The sequence below is a fragment of the Variovorax sp. CF079 genome (assembly GCF_900101545.1).
In the GTDB taxonomy this organism is placed as follows: domain Bacteria; phylum Pseudomonadota; class Gammaproteobacteria; order Burkholderiales; family Burkholderiaceae_C; genus Variovorax.
Window position 1 is genome coordinate 218,573 of sequence record NZ_FMZU01000006.1, and the last position, 14,305, is coordinate 232,877.

Annotated in this window: 22 protein-coding genes and 1 tRNA gene; 21 read left to right on the forward strand and 2 right to left on the reverse strand. The window is 63.3% G+C overall.

What is annotated here, in order from left to right; all coding sequences use genetic code 11:
- Positions 1-10: 10 nt before the first annotated feature.
- Positions 11-2,164, reverse strand: a complete 2,154-nt coding sequence (locus tag BLS74_RS10225; RefSeq protein WP_093105266.1) for a TonB-dependent receptor — start codon at positions 2,162-2,164, stop codon at positions 11-13.
- Positions 2,165-2,389: 225 nt separating this feature from the next.
- Here BLS74_RS10225 and ubiA point away from each other — a divergent pair, with 225 nt between their 5' ends.
- Positions 2,390-3,271, forward strand: a complete 882-nt coding sequence (ubiA, locus tag BLS74_RS10230) for a 4-hydroxybenzoate octaprenyltransferase (RefSeq protein WP_093105268.1) — start codon at positions 2,390-2,392, stop codon at positions 3,269-3,271.
- A 12-nt stretch (positions 3,272-3,283) separates the two neighbouring features.
- Here ubiA and proC read toward each other — a convergent pair whose 3' ends face one another.
- Positions 3,284-4,141: a pyrroline-5-carboxylate reductase gene (gene proC, locus BLS74_RS10235; RefSeq protein WP_093105270.1), complete on the reverse strand. Its 858-nt coding sequence runs from the start codon at positions 4,139-4,141 to the stop codon at positions 3,284-3,286.
- 351 nt (positions 4,142-4,492) lie between these two features.
- Between proC and rplN the strand changes: the two genes are divergently transcribed.
- The 20 genes from rplN (at position 4,493) to BLS74_RS10335 (ending at position 14,283) form a co-directional block, all read left to right on the forward strand.
- Positions 4,493-4,861 carry a 50S ribosomal protein L14 gene (rplN, locus tag BLS74_RS10240; RefSeq protein WP_093105273.1) on the forward strand — a complete coding sequence of 123 codons (369 nt, stop codon included), beginning with the start codon at positions 4,493-4,495 and terminating at the stop codon, positions 4,859-4,861.
- A gap of 13 nt (positions 4,862-4,874) precedes the next feature.
- On the forward strand, positions 4,875-5,192 hold the full coding sequence (gene rplX / locus BLS74_RS10245; RefSeq protein ID WP_093105275.1) for a 50S ribosomal protein L24: 318 nt from the start codon (positions 4,875-4,877) through the stop codon (positions 5,190-5,192).
- 11 nt (positions 5,193-5,203) lie between these two features.
- Positions 5,204-5,743 (forward strand): 50S ribosomal protein L5, encoded by a 540-nt coding sequence (gene rplE / locus BLS74_RS10250; RefSeq protein WP_093105278.1) that lies wholly within the window; start codon positions 5,204-5,206, stop codon positions 5,741-5,743.
- A gap of 8 nt (positions 5,744-5,751) precedes the next feature.
- Positions 5,752-6,057, forward strand: coding sequence for a 30S ribosomal protein S14 (gene rpsN / locus BLS74_RS10255; protein WP_093105280.1), 306 nt, complete (start codon positions 5,752-5,754; stop codon positions 6,055-6,057).
- Positions 6,058-6,077: 20 nt separating this feature from the next.
- Entirely contained in the window at positions 6,078-6,473 is a 396-nt protein-coding gene (rpsH, locus tag BLS74_RS10260) for a 30S ribosomal protein S8 (protein WP_093105283.1), read from the forward strand.
- A 24-nt stretch (positions 6,474-6,497) separates the two neighbouring features.
- Positions 6,498-7,031, forward strand: a complete 534-nt coding sequence (gene rplF, locus BLS74_RS10265; RefSeq protein ID WP_093105285.1) for a 50S ribosomal protein L6 — start codon at positions 6,498-6,500, stop codon at positions 7,029-7,031.
- A gap of 14 nt (positions 7,032-7,045) precedes the next feature.
- Positions 7,046-7,411, forward strand: a complete 366-nt coding sequence (gene rplR, locus BLS74_RS10270; protein WP_093105479.1) for a 50S ribosomal protein L18 — start codon at positions 7,046-7,048, stop codon at positions 7,409-7,411.
- An 18-nt stretch (positions 7,412-7,429) separates the two neighbouring features.
- Complete coding sequence (gene rpsE / locus BLS74_RS10275; RefSeq protein ID WP_093105288.1) at positions 7,430-7,948, forward strand: 30S ribosomal protein S5; 519 nt, start codon at positions 7,430-7,432, stop codon at positions 7,946-7,948.
- 14 nt (positions 7,949-7,962) lie between these two features.
- Entirely contained in the window at positions 7,963-8,148 is a 186-nt protein-coding gene (gene rpmD, locus BLS74_RS10280; protein ID WP_009124818.1) for a 50S ribosomal protein L30, read from the forward strand.
- 24 nt (positions 8,149-8,172) lie between these two features.
- Entirely contained in the window at positions 8,173-8,604 is a 432-nt protein-coding gene (gene rplO, locus BLS74_RS10285; protein WP_093105289.1) for a 50S ribosomal protein L15, read from the forward strand.
- 20 nt (positions 8,605-8,624) lie between these two features.
- Complete coding sequence (gene secY / locus BLS74_RS10290; RefSeq protein WP_093105292.1) at positions 8,625-9,935, forward strand: preprotein translocase subunit SecY; 1,311 nt, start codon at positions 8,625-8,627, stop codon at positions 9,933-9,935.
- 9 nt (positions 9,936-9,944) lie between these two features.
- Positions 9,945-10,163: a translation initiation factor IF-1 gene (infA, locus tag BLS74_RS10295; protein ID WP_093105295.1), complete on the forward strand. Its 219-nt coding sequence runs from the start codon at positions 9,945-9,947 to the stop codon at positions 10,161-10,163.
- Positions 10,164-10,197: 34 nt separating this feature from the next.
- The gene (rpmJ, locus tag BLS74_RS10300) at positions 10,198-10,311 is read left to right on the forward strand and encodes a 50S ribosomal protein L36 (protein ID WP_038201958.1); all 114 of its coding nucleotides are present in this window, start codon (positions 10,198-10,200) and stop codon (positions 10,309-10,311) included.
- A 24-nt stretch (positions 10,312-10,335) separates the two neighbouring features.
- A complete protein-coding gene (rpsM, locus tag BLS74_RS10305) occupies positions 10,336-10,701 on the forward strand; it encodes a 30S ribosomal protein S13 (RefSeq protein ID WP_019653977.1) in 366 nt (121 codons plus the stop codon).
- 12 nt (positions 10,702-10,713) lie between these two features.
- Positions 10,714-11,118 (forward strand): 30S ribosomal protein S11, encoded by a 405-nt coding sequence (gene rpsK / locus BLS74_RS10310; protein ID WP_068674563.1) that lies wholly within the window; start codon positions 10,714-10,716, stop codon positions 11,116-11,118.
- A gap of 134 nt (positions 11,119-11,252) precedes the next feature.
- The gene (rpsD, locus tag BLS74_RS10315) at positions 11,253-11,876 is read left to right on the forward strand and encodes a 30S ribosomal protein S4 (RefSeq protein ID WP_093105298.1); all 624 of its coding nucleotides are present in this window, start codon (positions 11,253-11,255) and stop codon (positions 11,874-11,876) included.
- A 129-nt stretch (positions 11,877-12,005) separates the two neighbouring features.
- Positions 12,006-12,995: a DNA-directed RNA polymerase subunit alpha gene (gene rpoA, locus BLS74_RS10320; protein ID WP_028250818.1), complete on the forward strand. Its 990-nt coding sequence runs from the start codon at positions 12,006-12,008 to the stop codon at positions 12,993-12,995.
- Positions 12,996-13,072: 77 nt separating this feature from the next.
- The gene (gene rplQ / locus BLS74_RS10325; RefSeq protein WP_093105301.1) at positions 13,073-13,474 is read left to right on the forward strand and encodes a 50S ribosomal protein L17; all 402 of its coding nucleotides are present in this window, start codon (positions 13,073-13,075) and stop codon (positions 13,472-13,474) included.
- 18 nt (positions 13,475-13,492) lie between these two features.
- Positions 13,493-13,569 (forward strand) — tRNA-Met (locus BLS74_RS10330).
- A gap of 303 nt (positions 13,570-13,872) precedes the next feature.
- Positions 13,873-14,283, forward strand: coding sequence for a hypothetical protein (locus BLS74_RS10335; RefSeq protein WP_139191665.1), 411 nt, complete (start codon positions 13,873-13,875; stop codon positions 14,281-14,283).
- The last annotated feature ends 22 nt before the right edge of the window (positions 14,284-14,305 follow it).

A 14,305-nucleotide genomic window follows, 5' to 3' on the forward strand; every position in this document is an offset into this window, starting at 1 on the left:
TCCGCCCCGATCAGAACTTGGCGCGCAGGGTCAGCTGCAGTTCGCGCGGCGGACCCGGAATGATCAGGTTGTCGACGCTGCCGTGGGCCGAGATGTAGTGCTTCTTGTCGAAGATGTTCTTCAGGTTCAGCGCCAACTCGTAGCGATCCGTCTTGTAGCTGCCCGCCAGGTCGGCCGTCATGTAGCCTGGCAGGGTCACCAGGTTGGTCAGGGAGGCGTAGCGCGCGGCCACGTAGTTCAGGCCGCCGCCCGCGCTGAAGCCATGGCCCAGGTCCTTCATGAGCCAGACGAAGGCCGAGTGCCGCGGCGTGAGCGGTGCGACCTTGCCCTGGACCGGGATGGGTGCACCGACCGGCAGTTGCAGTGAACTGACGGTGGCCACCGACTTGACCATCCGCCCGTCCAGGTAGGCATAGCCCGCGCTCACGTCCCAGCGCCCCGGCAGCTTGCCGGCGAGCGTGAGTTCCAGTCCGTTGGTGCGCTGCGTGCCCACGTTGATCTGCCGCGCCGGATTGGCCGGATCGCTGTTCTTGATGCCCGAGCGCTCCAGGTTGAAGGCCGCGGCCGTGAAGCTGAGCGCACCGTCCAGGAAGTCCAGCTTGGCGCCGATCTCCTTGTTGACCGTGATCTCGGGTGCGTTGTCCGCGTTGCTGGCCGAGAGCGCGAAGGTTTCCGCCGAGGGCTGGAAGGAGCGGCTGTACGACAGGTAGTAGGACTGCGCCTCGCCGGGCTGCCACACCAGGCCGGCGCGCGGGCTGAACTTCTTGTCGGTGCGCGTCAGGGGCGGGAGACTGCGCTCGAACGAGGTCTCCTGGTCGAACACGTCGTAGCGCCCGCCGACCAGCGCCTTCCATTGCGGCGCCAGCGTGATCTGGTTCTGCGCGTACAGCGCAGAGGTTTTGAAGGTGGAGTTGCTGGGAATCGCGCTCGTCGCCAGATAATTGGCGAGCGGGATGGGTGGCGGAACAGCGACAGGATTGAAGATGCTGACGCGCTGAAAACCGACGCCCGAGGACACGGAATAGGCGCGCTTGTCCTGCACGCCGAACTCCGTGCCGACGAGCCATTCCTGCTTGAAGCCGCCGATGTCGTTGCGCCACGTCAAGTCGGTCTGGTTGAACCAGCCGCTCTCGTCCCGATCGACGAAGCCGCGGGTGCGGCCCACGGTCAGGCGCACGGGGTCGGTGGTGCCGCTGGGCAGCGTGTTGTAGCGATCCAGGTGGTAGCTGGAGTAGCGCGTCGTGTTGCGCAGGTTCAGTTCATCGCTGAAACGATGGTTCAGCGTGCCGGTGAAAGACTGGACCTTGGAGGTGCTCGTGTCGTCGCGCTTGGCCAGGGCGGAGCCGTAGTAGGTGCCGATCGGCACGTCGACCGGCCGGCCGTTGAGCGCCGGGATGCCGAAATCCGTCAGTCGCTGGTCGTGGGCGTTGGTGTATTGCAGCAGCAGGTCGGTCTGCGGGCTGAACTTCATCGCGAGCGAGGGCGCGATGCTGTAGCGGTCGATGAACTGCTGGTCGCGGTAGCTGCCCGACTTCTCGCGGGCGACGTTGAGTCGGAACGCCATGTTCTCGCCGATGGGCGTGTTGAGGTCCGCGGTCGCGCGCTTGAAGTCGTGGCTTCCCAGGCCGAGCGACACCTCGCCGAAGGACTCTCCGAATACCGGCTTCTTCGTGACGCGGTTGATCAGGCCGCCCGACGACCCGCGGCCGTAGAGCACTGCGGCCGGCCCCTTGAGCACCTCGATGCGCTCGGTATCCGACAGGTCGCGGAAGTACAGCGCGTCGTCGCGCACACCATCCACGAACCAGTCGGCGATGGCGGTGAAGCCGCGGATGACCACTTGGTCGCGCTGGCCGTCGCCGCTGCTGAAGGAGACGCCCGGCGCATTGCGCAACGCATCCTGCATCGAGGTGACGCCTTGATCGCGCAGCAATTGCGCCGGCAGCACGTTGACGGCTTGCGGTATGTCGCGCAGCGGTGCGCTGCCCTTGGTGGCGGTGCTGCTGGCGGCCGGGGCGTACCCGGCGTCCTGCTCCGTGCTGACCGTGATTTCCTTCAGCGTGTTGTTCTGGGCCTGCGCCGTGCAATGCAGCAAGGCGAGCGCGGCAGCGGTCAGGGGCAGATGGCGCAGGCGTGGGCGCAGCGCGCGTGGGCGTAGAGACATGGATTTCCTTCAGGGCAAGAACCGGATCGCGAAGCGCCACGCGGCTCGCCATCGAAGCGATGACTAAACCGGATGTGCCCTGCCTGGAAATGTCTGGGTTGGGTGCCTTTTGCGCGGTCCTGGCGCTGGGCCGGGCTCGATGCAAAGGGTGATCGCGTCGCGCGAACCGCCGGATTCTAGTGTGGCAAACGAGGGCGTCTATTTGGCGTGACGCAAAATCGGCCCATGTCCGCATCCACTGCTGCCGCGCCGCGCGGCCGCCTCTCGCTCTACCTGGACCTGATCCGCTGGAATCGTCCCGCCGGTTGGCTGCTGCTGCTGTGGCCGTCGCTCGGCGCCCTGTGGTTTGCCGCCGGAGGCTGGCCGGGCTGGCACCTGCTCACCGTGTTCGTGCTGGGCACCATCCTCATGCGCAGCGCCGGCTGCTGCGTCAACGACGTGGCCGATCGCGATTTCGACCGCCATGTCAAGCGCACCGCCCAGCGGCCCGTCACCAGCGGAGCCATCTCGGTCAAGGAGGCGCTCGCCGTGGGGGCGGTGCTCGCGCTGGCCGCCTTTGCGCTGGTGCTCACGACCAACCGCGTCACCGTGCTGTGGTCGTTCGCGGCCTTGGCTGTGACCCTGATCTATCCGTATGCCAAGCGCTTCGTGTCGATTCCGCAGGCGGTGCTGGGCATCGCATTCAGCTTCGGCATCCCGATGGCCTTCGCGGCCGTGCAGTCCAGCGTGCCGGCTTTCGCGTGGTGGCTGCTGGCGGGCAACCTGTTCTGGGTGCTGGCCTACGACACCGAGTACGCGATGGTTGATCGCGACGACGACCTGAAGATCGGCATGAAGACCTCGGCCATCACCTTCGGCCGCTTCGATGTTGCGGCCGTGATGGCGAGCTACGCGATCTTTCTGGCGGTGTGGGCCGCGGCCGGCGCGAGCGAGGCCCTGGGCCCCGCCTTCTTCGCCGCCATTGGCATCGCGGCGGCGCAGGCGCTGTGGCATTGGCGGCTGATTCGCGACCGCACGCGTGACGGCTGCTTCAAGGCCTTCCGGCTCAACCACTGGCTGGGCTTCACCGTGTTTGCCGGTGTCGTGGCCGGCTACGCGCTGCGCTGAAGCCGCGCTGCCTCAATCGCGGCCGAATTCCTTGGCGAGTTCGCCGGCGCGCTGGTGTGCGGCGCGGATCGCGGCCTTGAACTTCGCCTTGACGTCCGCGCTCTCGAGCGAGCTGATCGCTGCATAGGTGGTGCCGCCCTTGGAGGTCACGCGCTCGCGCAGCACCGCGGGCGGCTCGCTCGCATTGCCGGCCAGGGCCGATGCGCCGCTGAAGGTGCCCACGGCGAGGCGATGCGCCTGCTCGGGCGAGAGGCCCAGCTCGACGCCGGCCTCCGTCATGGCCTCGATGAAATAGAAGACATAAGCGGGGCCCGAGCCCGAGACCGCGGTCACGGCATCGAGCGCGCCTTCGGCATCGACCCACAGCAGGTCGCCGGTGGCATCCAGCACCTGTTCGGCCAGCTTGCGGCCGGCGGCATCGACCGCCGGGCGCGCGAACAGGCCGGTCATGCCCTGGCCGACCAGGGCCGGCGTATTGGGCATGGCACGCACCACGCGCTCCGTGGCCAGCCAGCGCGCGATGCTGTCGGAGGGGATGCCCGCCGCGACGCTGAGATGCAGCGCCTCGCTCGCCAGAGCGCGGACCGGTCGCGCGGCCTCCGCAAAGCTCTGCGGCTTGACGGCCCAGACCACGACGGCGCAACGCGCGAGAGCGGCACCGGCCTCGGGTTGGGCGGTGATGCCGAAGTCGTGCAGGAGCCGTGCGCGGGCTTCGGCAAAAGGTTCGACCACTTCGAAGGTCTCTGCAGGGACATCCCGCTTGATGAGCCCGCCGATGATGGCGCTGGCCATGTTGCCGCCGCCGATGAATCCGATCGGCGGCAAAGGGGTCGGTTCCCGGCGGGGCAGGAAGGTGACTGCGATGTTCATGACTTGTTCCGTGACACTCAACGATGGCCCAGCGCTCTCGCGGCAGCGGCCGGACCGAAATTGTCGCCGCTCGCCAGTGCCCGGCAATGCAGAAGCAGGCAGTTTTTGAAAGCGCGCGCTCACATCTAAAAATAATCGCTGAGTGTTGTGCGGCGTCACGGATTGGCCGGTTGACAGTACTCGTAGGCCGTGCAACAATCGCGGGCTTCGCTTTTCAAAAGGCGAAGCTTCTGCCCAACGGAGGCGCATCAAAGTGGTTTTGATGCGCGGACGACGGGCCCAAGACTGACCGCAGAGCCTTCGCAGGGAAATCCTGGGGAGATGAGCGGTACAAGTTGGGAACTACTAGACATGATCCAAACTGAATCCCGGCTCGATGTGGCCGACAACACGGGCGCGAAATCCGTCCTGTGTATCAAGGTGCTCGGCGGCTCCAAGCGGCGTTATGCCAGCGTGGGCGACGTCATCAAGGTCAGCATCAAGGAAGCCGCTCCGCGTGGTCGCGTCAAGAAGGGCGAGATCTACAGCGCAGTGGTGGTCCGTACCGCCAAGGGCATCCGTCGCAGCGACGGTTCGCTCGTCAAGTTCGACGGCAATGCCGCCGTTCTGCTCAACGCCAAGCTGGAGCCCATCGGCACCCGCATCTTCGGACCGGTCACGCGCGAACTGCGCACCGAGAAGTTCATGAAGATCGTGTCGCTGGCCCCCGAAGTTCTGTAAGGACAACAACGCCATGAACAAGATTCGCAAAGGCGACCAGGTCATCGTGTTGGCCGGGCGCGACAAGGGCAAGCGCGGCACGGTGTCGCTGCGCAAGGACGACTCGCACCTGATCGTCGACGGCATCAATCTGGTCAAGAAGCACACCAAGCCGAACCCGCTCAAGGGCACGACCGGTGGCATCGTCGAGAAGGCCATGCCGATTCACCAATCCAACGTGGCGATCTTCAATGCCGCGACCGGCAAGGCCGATCGCGTGGGCATCAAGGTCACGGACGGCAAGCGCGTGCGCGTCTTCAAGTCCAGCGGCGACGAAATCAAGACCGCCTAAGGGGTACTTACATGGCACGTCTCCAACAACACTATCGCGAAAAAGTCGCGAAAGACCTGACCGAAAAGTTCGGCTACAAGTCGCCGATGCAGGTTCCGCGTCTGACCAAGATCACGCTCAACATGGGTGTGGGCGAAGCGGTCGCCGACAAGAAGGTCCTCGACAACGCCGTCGCCGACCTGACCAAGATCGCCGGCCAGAAGCCGGTCGTGACCAAGTCGAAGAAGGCGATCGCCGGCTTCAAGATTCGCGAGAACCAGCCGATCGGCTGCATGGTCACGCTGCGCGGCGTGCAGATGTATGAGTTCCTGGACCGTTTCGTGACCGTGGCCCTGCCGCGCGTGCGCGACTTCCGCGGCATTTCCGGCCGTGCGTTCGACGGCCGCGGCAACTACAACATCGGCGTGAAAGAGCAGATCATTTTCCCCGAGATCGAATACGACAAGGTCGATGCCCTGCGCGGTCTCAATATCAGCATCACGACGACGGCCAAGACCGACGAAGAGGCCAAGGCGCTTCTCGCGGGCTTCCGTTTCCCGTTCAAGAACTGAGGTGATTTGTGGCTAAAGTAGCTTTGATCGAGCGCGAACTCAAGCGCGACAAACTGGTCGCAAAGTACGCCGCCAAGCACGCGGAACTGAAGGCGATCGCCAACGACGCGAAGAAGAGCGACGAAGAGCGCGCAGCCGCCCGCCTGGGCCTGCAGAAGCTCCCGCGCAACGCCAACCCGACGCGCCAGCGCAACCGCTGCGAAATCACCGGCCGCCCGCGCGGCACCTTCCGCCAATTCGGTCTGGCCCGCGCCAAGATCCGTGAACTGGCTTTCGCTGGCGACATCCCCGGTGTCACCAAGGCCAGCTGGTAAGCCAGGCAGGAGCAAACAATATGAGCATGAGTGATCCCATTGCCGACCTGCTGACGCGTATCCGCAACGCGCAGATGGTGGCGAAGCCCACCGTGTCGGTCCCGTCTTCCAAGGTGAAGATCGCGATCGCACAGGTGCTGAAGGACGAGGGCTACATCGACGGCTTCCAGGTCAAGACCGAAGCCGGCAAGACCGAACTCGAAATTGCACTGAAGTACTACGCTGGCCGCCCGGTCATCGAGCGCATCGAGCGCGTGAGCCGTCCCGGCCTGCGCGTCTACAAGGCCAGCGCCGCAATTCCGCAAGTCCAGAACGGCCTCGGCGTTGCCATCGTCACGACCCCCAAGGGCGTGATGACCGACCGCAAGGCCCGCGCTACCGGTGTCGGTGGCGAAGTGCTGTGCTACGTCGCCTAAACGAGACATCGAGGAGAAACTGAAATGTCCCGAGTAGGAAAAATGCCGGTCGCCATCCCCGCAGGCGTGGATGTGTCGATCAAGGAAGACCAGATCAGCGTCAAGGGCACGGGCGGCACGCTCAACCTGGCGTTGAACGCGCTGGTCAATGTCGTCAGCAAGGACGGCAAGCTGAGCTTCGAACCCGCCAACGAATCGCGTGAAGCCAACGCGATGAGCGGCACGGTTCGCCAGCTGGTGAACAACATGGTGGTCGGTGTGACCAAGGGCTTCGAGAAGAAGCTGAGCCTGATCGGCGTGGGCTACAAGGCCCAGGCGCAGGGCGCCAAGCTGAACCTGCAAGTCGGTTACTCGCATCCGGTCAACATCGACATGCCGCAAGGCATCACGGTGGCGACGGCGACGCCGACCGAAATCGTGATCAAGGGCGCCGACCGCCAACGCGTCGGCCAAGTGGCCGCTGAGATCCGCGCGATTCGTCCGCCCGAGCCTTACAAGGGCAAGGGCATCCGCTATGCGGACGAGAAGATCGTGATCAAAGAGACCAAGAAGAAGTAAGGGGCAGCAAAATGATGTTGACCAAAAAAGCACAGCGTCTTCGCCGTTCGCGCCAGACCCGCATCCGCATTGCGACGCAAGGCGTGGCGCGCCTGACGGTGAACCGCACCAATCTGCACATCTACGCCACCGTCATCTCCGACGACGGCACCAAGGTGATTGCCACTGCATCGACGGCCGAAGCCGAAGTGCGTACCTCGCTGGGTGGTTCCGGCAAGGGCGGCAACGCCGCTGCGGCCACCGTGGTCGGCAAGCGCATCGCTGAAAAGGCGAAGGCCGCCGGCATCGAGAAGGTCGCTTTCGACCGCGCAGGTTTCGCCTACCACGGCCGCGTCAAGGCGCTGGCCGATGCGGCTCGCGAAGCCGGCCTGCAGTTCTAACCGGACACGAGATTCAAAATGGCAAAGATTCAGGCAAGAACGCAGAGCGAAGGCCCCGAAGACGGTCTGCGCGAGAAGATGATCGCGATCAACCGCGTCACCAAGGTGGTGAAGGGCGGTCGTATCCTCGGTTTCGCGGCACTCACCGTGGTGGGTGACGGCGACGGCCGCGTCGGCATGGGCAAGGGCAAGTCGAAGGAAGTGCCGGCCGCCGTGCAGAAGGCGATGGAAGAAGCGCGTCGCAACCTCGCGAAGATCTCGATCAAGAACGGCACGCTGCATCACCGCGTGACGGGCCATTGGGGCGCTGCCTCGGTGGTCATGATCCCGGCCCCGAAGGGTACCGGCATCATCGCCGGCGGCCCGATGCGCGCCGTGTTCGAAGTCATGGGCATCACCGACATCGTGGCCAAGAGCCATGGTTCCTCGAACCCCTACAACATGGTCCGTGCCACGCTGGACGGCCTGAAGAATTCGACGACGGCGTCCGAAGTCGCTGCCAAGCGCGGCCTGACCGTCGAACAACTCTTCGCCTGAACGGGAGTATCGACATGACGACGCAACAACAAACCCTCAAGGTGCAATTGGTCAAGAGCCCGATCGGCACCAAGGAATCGCATCGCGCCACCGTGCGTGGCCTCGGCCTGCGCAAGCTCAACAGCGTGAGCGAGCTGCAGGACACGCCCGCGGTGCGCGGCATGATCAACAAGATCAGTTATCTGGTCAAAGTGCTCTAAACAGAGTCGCTGAGAGAGACGTATATGGAACTCAATGGCATCAAGCCGGCTGACGGCTCCAAGCACGCCAAGCGCCGTGTTGGCCGCGGCATCGGCTCCGGCCTGGGCAAGACCGCGGGTCGCGGTCACAAGGGTCAGAAGTCGCGTGCGGGCGGTTTCCACAAGGTCGGCTTCGAAGGCGGCCAGATGCCGCTGCAGCGTCGCCTGCCCAAGCGCGGCTTCAAGTCGCAGCTGCTCAAGTACAACGCCGAAGTAACGCTGACCTCGCTCGAGAAGCTCGGCCTGGCCGAAGTCGACGTGCTGGCGCTCAAGCAAGCCGGCCTGGTCGGTCAGATCGCCAAGGTCGTCAAGGTCATCAAGTCGGGTGAACTCACCAAGGCCGTCAAGCTGACCGGCATCGGTGCGAGCGCCGGCGCCAAGGCTGCGATCGAAGCAGCCGGCGGCAGCGTGGCCTGATCGGACTGAAAGAAGTCTTCGTGGCAACCAACGCGGCAACGCTCGCAAAAACAGGCAAGTTCGGCGACCTGCGTCGCCGGCTCGTCTTTTTGCTGCTCGCGCTCGTGGTCTATCGCATCGGAGCTCACATTCCGGTGCCGGGCATCAACCCGGACCAACTCGCGCAGCTGTTCCAGGGCCAGCAGGGCGGCATCCTGAGCCTGTTCAACATGTTCTCGGGCGGGGCGCTGTCGCGCTTCACCGTGTTCGCGCTGGGCATCATGCCGTACATCTCCGCGTCGATCATCATGCAGTTGATGACCTACGTGGTGCCGACCTTCGAGCAATTGAAGAAGGAAGGCGAAGCCGGCCGGCGCAAGATCACCCAGTACACGCGCTACGGCACGCTGGGCCTGGCGCTGTTCCAGTCCTTCAGCATCGCGGTCGCTCTGGAATCGTCGGCAGGCCTCGTGATTTCGCCCGGCTTCGGCTTCCGCATCACGGCGATGGTCAGCCTCACGGCCGGCTCGATGTTCCTGATGTGGCTCGGCGAGCAGATCACCGAGCGCGGCCTCGGCAACGGGATTTCGATCCTGATCTTTGCGGGCATCGCGGCCGGCCTGCCGAGCGCGATCGGCGGATTGCTCGAACTGGTGCGCACCGGCGCCATGAACGTGATCGTCGCGCTGTTCATCGTCGCGGTGGTCATCCTGGTGACCTACTTCGTCGTGTTCGTCGAACGCGGTCAGCGCAAGATCCTCGTGAACTACGCGCGGCGCCAGGTCGGCAACAAGGTCTACGGCGGTCAGTCCTCGCACCTGCCGCTGAAGCTGAACATGGCCGGCGTGATCCCGCCGATCTTCGCGTCGTCGATCATTCTGCTGCCGACCACGGTCGTGGGCTGGTTCAGCACCGGCGAGAGCATGCGCTGGATCAAGGACATCGCGAGCGCGCTGACGCCGGGGCAGCCGATCTACGTGCTGCTCTATGCCACCGCGATCGTGTTCTTCTGCTTCTTCTACACGGCGCTCGTGTTCAACAGCCGCGAGACGGCCGACAACCTGAAGAAGAGCGGTGCGTTCATTCCAGGCATTCGCCCAGGTGACCAGACCGCGCGCTATATCGACAAGATCCTGGTTCGTCTGACGCTGGCCGGCGCGGTGTACATCACCTTCGTCTGCCTGCTGCCCGAGTTCCTGATCCTGAAATACAACGTGCCGTTCTATTTTGGCGGCACCTCTCTGCTGATCATCGTGGTTGTCACGATGGACTTCATGGCCCAAGTGCAGAACTACATGATGTCGCAGCAGTACGAATCGCTACTAAAGAAGGCCAATTTCAAGACTTCCTAGGCGATTGAGATGTCGAAGGACGATGTCATCCAGATGCAAGGCGAGGTTCAGGAGAACCTGCCGAATGCGACCTTCCGCGTGAAGCTGGAAAATGGACACATCGTGCTGGGGCATATTTCCGGAAAGATGCGGATGCACTACATCCGCATCCTTCCAGGTGACAAGGTCACCGTCGAGTTGACGCCCTATGACTTGAGCCGGGCGCGCATTGTGTTTCGGGCGAAATGAGTCGCCGGGTTGGACAGAGTTTTAGGAGAATGAAATGAGAGTTTCGGCTTCGGTCAAAACCATTTGCCGTAATTGCAAGATCATCCGCCGCAAGGGTGTGGTGCGCGTGATCTGTACCGACCCGCGCCACAAGCAGCGCCAGGGTTGATTGAAAGAGTATTAGAGGACGCACATGGCACGTATTGCTGGCATCAACATTCCGCCGCACAAGCACGCTGAGATCGGCCTGACCGCCATCTTCGGCATCGGTCGCACCCGCGCCCGCAAGATCTGCGAAGCGAGCGGCATCGAATATTCGAAGAAGATCAAGGATCTGACCGACGCCGATCTCGAGAAGATCCGCGACCAGATCGCGCTCTTCACCATCGAAGGTGACCTGCGTCGCGAAACGACGATGAACATCAAGCGCTTGATGGACATCGGCTGCTACCGCGGCTTCCGTCACCGTCGCGGCCTGCCGATGCGCGGCCAGCGCACGCGCACCAACGCCCGCACCCGCAAGGGTCCGCGCAAGGCCGCGCAGTCCCTGAAGAAATAAGGATAGATCAGCATGGCTAAAGCTCCTGCCAACAACGCAGCGCAACGCGTTCGCAAGAAGGTCCGCAAGAACGTGGCGGACGGCGTCGCGCACGTGCACGCCTCGTTCAACAACACGATCATCACGATCACCGATCGCCAGGGCAACGCTCTGTCGTGGGCGTCGTCGGGTGGCCAGGGCTTCAAGGGCTCGCGCAAGTCGACGCCGTTCGCTGCGCAGGTCGCTTCGGAAGTCGCCGGTCGCGCTGCGGTGGAACAAGGCATCAAGAACCTCGACGTCGAGATCAAGGGCCCGGGCCCGGGACGCGAATCGTCGGTGCGCGCGCTCGCCGCGCTCGGCATCCGCATCAACTCGATCGCCGATGTGACGCCGGTTCCGCACAACGGCTGCCGCCCGCAAAAGCGCCGTCGCATCTAAGGCGAGGACGCCCGGCGCAGTCAGCTTTCGAGCCGGCTGCGCGTTTTGTTTTTTCAACAAGCCCACCGCCATCGGCACGCCGCTGATGGCTCCCGCAGACAGCCTCTGCGGCAGATGACACAAAGGAAGATCAAGTGGCACGCTACCTCGGCCCCAAGGCCAAACTTTCCCGCCGCGAAGGCACCGACCTGTTCCTGAAGAGCGCCCGCCGTTCGATCCAGGACAAGGCCAAGTTCGACTCCAAGCCCGGCCAGCATGGCCGCACTTCTGGTCAGCGCACCTCCGACTTCGGTCTGCAGCTGCGCGAGAAGCAGAAGGTCAAGCGCATGTACGGCGTGCTCGAGAAGCAGTTCCGCCGCTACTTCGAGGAAGCCGATCGCCGCCGTGGCAACACCGGCGCCAACCTGCTGTTCATCCTCGAATCGCGCCTGGACAACGTGGTCTACCGCATGGGCTTCGGCTCCACGCGCGCCGAAGCGCGCCAGCTGGTCTCGCACAAGGCGATCACGGTGAACGGCCAGTCGGTCAACATCCCGTCGTACCTGGTCAAGACCGGCGACGTGATTGCCGTGCGCGACAAGTCGAAGAAGCAGACCCGCATCGCCGAAGCGCTGCAGCTCGCCCAGCAGGTCGGCATTCCGGCCTGGGTCGAAGTGAATGCCGACAAGGGCGAAGGCACCTTCAAGAAGGTGCCCGATCGCGACGAATTCGCGGCCGACATCAACGAATCGCTGATCGTCGAACTGTATTCGAGGTAACAGGCGAAAACGTGCCGCCATCCGGCGGCCCGGACTTTGATTTTTTGTTCCCTGCCGCGGACACCGCGGCCGGGCACTTCACCAGCCTTACCGGTGTAACGAGCCGGGGGTATTGAGAGGAAGTTCTGCATGCAAACCACCCTGCTGAAACCCAAGACCATCCAGGTCGAGCAACTTGCCGCCAACAAGGCCAAGGTCACGCTCGAGCCCTTCGAGCGCGGCTACGGCCACACGCTCGGCAACGCGCTGCGCCGCGTGCTGCTGTCGTCGATGGTCGGTTACTCCGCCACCGAAGTGACGATCGCCGGCGTGCTGCATGAGTACTCGTCGATCGACGGCGTGCAGGAAGACGTCGTCAACATCCTGCTGAACCTCAAGGGCGTGGTGTTCAAGCTCCACAACCGCGATGAAGTCACGCTGAGCCTGCGCAAGGACGGCGAAGGCGCGGTGACCGCGTCGGATATCCAGACGCCGCACGACGTCGAGATCATCAACCCCGACCACGTGATCGCCCACCTGTCGCAGGGCGGCAAGCTCGACATGCAGATCAAGGTCGAGAAGGGCCGCGGCTATGTGCCCGGCACGATGCGCCGCTACGCGGACGAGCCGACCAAGTCGATCGGCCGTATCGTGCTCGACGCTTCGTTCTCGCCGGTCAAGCGCGTGAGCTACACGGTCGAAAGCGCCCGCGTCGAGCAGCGTACCGACCTCGACAAGCTCCTGGTCGAGATCGAGACCAACGGCGCGATCACCGCCGAAGACGCGGTTCGCGCCTCGGCCAAGATCCTGGTTGAGCAACTGGCCGTGTTCGCGCAGCTCGAAGGCGGCGAACTCGCTGCGTTCGATGCACCCGCGCCGCGCAGCGCCCAGCAGTTCGATCCGATCCTGCTGCGCCCGGTCGACGAGCTCGAACTCACGGTGCGTTCGGCCAACTGCCTGAAGGCCGAAAACATCTACTACATCGGTGACCTGATCCAGCGCACCGAGAACGAGCTGCTCAAGACCCCGAACCTGGGTCGCAAGTCGCTCAACGAAATCAAGGAAGTGCTCGCCTCGCGCGGCCTGACCTTGGGCATGAAGCTCGAAAGCTGGCCACCGGCCGGCCTCGATAAGCGTTAAGAATCACCACACCTGTGTGTTGCACCGGGCAGTACCTGACACGGCTGCCTGTTTTTATAAAGTAAAGGAAAAGCACCATGCGTCACGGACACGGACTCCGCAAACTCAACCGCACCAGCTCGCACCGCCTCGCGATGCTGCAGAACATGATGAACTCGCTCATCGAGCATGAGGTCATCAAGACCACGGTCCCCAAGGCCAAGGAACTGCGCCGCGTCATCGAGCCGATGATCACCCTGGCCAAGAAGCCGACGGTCGCCAACAAGCGCCTGGCTTTCGATCGCCTGCGCGACCGCGACAGCGTGGTCAAGCTGTTCGGCGAACTCGGCCCGCGCTACCAGGCACGTCCGGGCGGCTACACGCGCATCCTGAAAATGGGTTTCCGCGTGGGCGACAACGCGCCGATGGCGCTGGTCGAACTGGTCGATCGTCCCGAAGTGACGGAAGCCCCTGCCGACGAGCAGGCCGGCGAAGAATAAGCTATAATTCCATCTTGCCGCGCGATGGAGCAGCCTGGTAGCTCGTTGGGCTCATAACCCAAAGGTCGCAAGTTCAAATCTTGCTCGCGCAACCAAATTTCCGGCAACCCAAAAGGTTGTTGCTGAAAAAGCAAAACGCCCACTTCGAGTGGGCGTTTTGCTTTCCGGCTGCTAAAGAAAAGACTGCGCGCCATCGGTTTTGGGATCTGCCCCAAGGGCGTTTCGCTCCCAGTTTTCTGTTAGTGCCAAATTACTCTTTTCGCCGTGAAACGAGTCTAAAACGCCCACGCCGTGTGACAAAGATCACGGATGCGTGCGCGTGACATGTGTAACATCTGGCCGATTCGAGAACAGTTGAAGGACGAGAAGTCTGTGAATTGCGCAAATAAGGGACTTTCATGATCGACCCTTCGATTTCGCGGAATCTGATTGAAAACGCAATGGGCGCTGTCGAGCAGGCGGTCGACTATATTTTCAATGACGAGCCTGCCGTTCCATTTCACCCGACGACCGATCTTCTTTCTCTCAGTCCGAGCGAGGAAGACCAGATTCGTCGCGGCGAACAGGCGAATTACCGCAGCCGTCCCACGACGTCGGCGCTCAGTTTTTGCCTGACTTCGGCTATTTCGCTGCTGGCGATTGCGCATTCATTGATCGATCAGCCCGCAGCCCTGTCGCCGGTCGAGCGGGAACAGCTGTGGAAAAAGCTGGCCGCGGAAACCAAGATTGCGGGGCGCGCTGCCTATCGCGCGGCGCTCATCCTCTCGGATCCGGGCGCCGAGGCAGCGACCCACGAGGAAGTACTCTGAGGCTGCGGGCGCGGTAGCCGCT

Coding starts and splice junctions, on each gene's coding strand:
- BLS74_RS10225 (WP_093105266.1), bottom strand. CDS start 2,164: ATGTCTCTACGCCCACGCGCGCTGCGCCCACGCCTGCGCCATCTGCCC.
- ubiA (WP_093105268.1), top strand. CDS start 2,390: ATGTCCGCATCCACTGCTGCCGCGCCGCGCGGCCGCCTCTCGCTCTAC.
- proC (WP_093105270.1), bottom strand. CDS start 4,141: ATGAACATCGCAGTCACCTTCCTGCCCCGCCGGGAACCGACCCCTTTG.
- rplN (WP_093105273.1), top strand. CDS start 4,493: ATGATCCAAACTGAATCCCGGCTCGATGTGGCCGACAACACGGGCGCG.
- rplX (WP_093105275.1), top strand. CDS start 4,875: ATGAACAAGATTCGCAAAGGCGACCAGGTCATCGTGTTGGCCGGGCGC.
- rplE (WP_093105278.1), top strand. CDS start 5,204: ATGGCACGTCTCCAACAACACTATCGCGAAAAAGTCGCGAAAGACCTG.
- rpsH (WP_093105283.1), top strand. CDS start 6,078: ATGAGCATGAGTGATCCCATTGCCGACCTGCTGACGCGTATCCGCAAC.
- rplF (WP_093105285.1), top strand. CDS start 6,498: ATGTCCCGAGTAGGAAAAATGCCGGTCGCCATCCCCGCAGGCGTGGAT.
- rplR (WP_093105479.1), top strand. CDS start 7,046: ATGTTGACCAAAAAAGCACAGCGTCTTCGCCGTTCGCGCCAGACCCGC.
- rpsE (WP_093105288.1), top strand. CDS start 7,430: ATGGCAAAGATTCAGGCAAGAACGCAGAGCGAAGGCCCCGAAGACGGT.
- rpmD (WP_009124818.1), top strand. CDS start 7,963: ATGACGACGCAACAACAAACCCTCAAGGTGCAATTGGTCAAGAGCCCG.
- rplO (WP_093105289.1), top strand. CDS start 8,173: ATGGAACTCAATGGCATCAAGCCGGCTGACGGCTCCAAGCACGCCAAG.
- infA (WP_093105295.1), top strand. CDS start 9,945: ATGTCGAAGGACGATGTCATCCAGATGCAAGGCGAGGTTCAGGAGAAC.
- rpmJ (WP_038201958.1), top strand. CDS start 10,198: ATGAGAGTTTCGGCTTCGGTCAAAACCATTTGCCGTAATTGCAAGATC.
- rpsM (WP_019653977.1), top strand. CDS start 10,336: ATGGCACGTATTGCTGGCATCAACATTCCGCCGCACAAGCACGCTGAG.
- rpsK (WP_068674563.1), top strand. CDS start 10,714: ATGGCTAAAGCTCCTGCCAACAACGCAGCGCAACGCGTTCGCAAGAAG.
- rpoA (WP_028250818.1), top strand. CDS start 12,006: ATGCAAACCACCCTGCTGAAACCCAAGACCATCCAGGTCGAGCAACTT.
- rplQ (WP_093105301.1), top strand. CDS start 13,073: ATGCGTCACGGACACGGACTCCGCAAACTCAACCGCACCAGCTCGCAC.
- BLS74_RS10335 (WP_139191665.1), top strand. CDS start 13,873: ATGATCGACCCTTCGATTTCGCGGAATCTGATTGAAAACGCAATGGGC.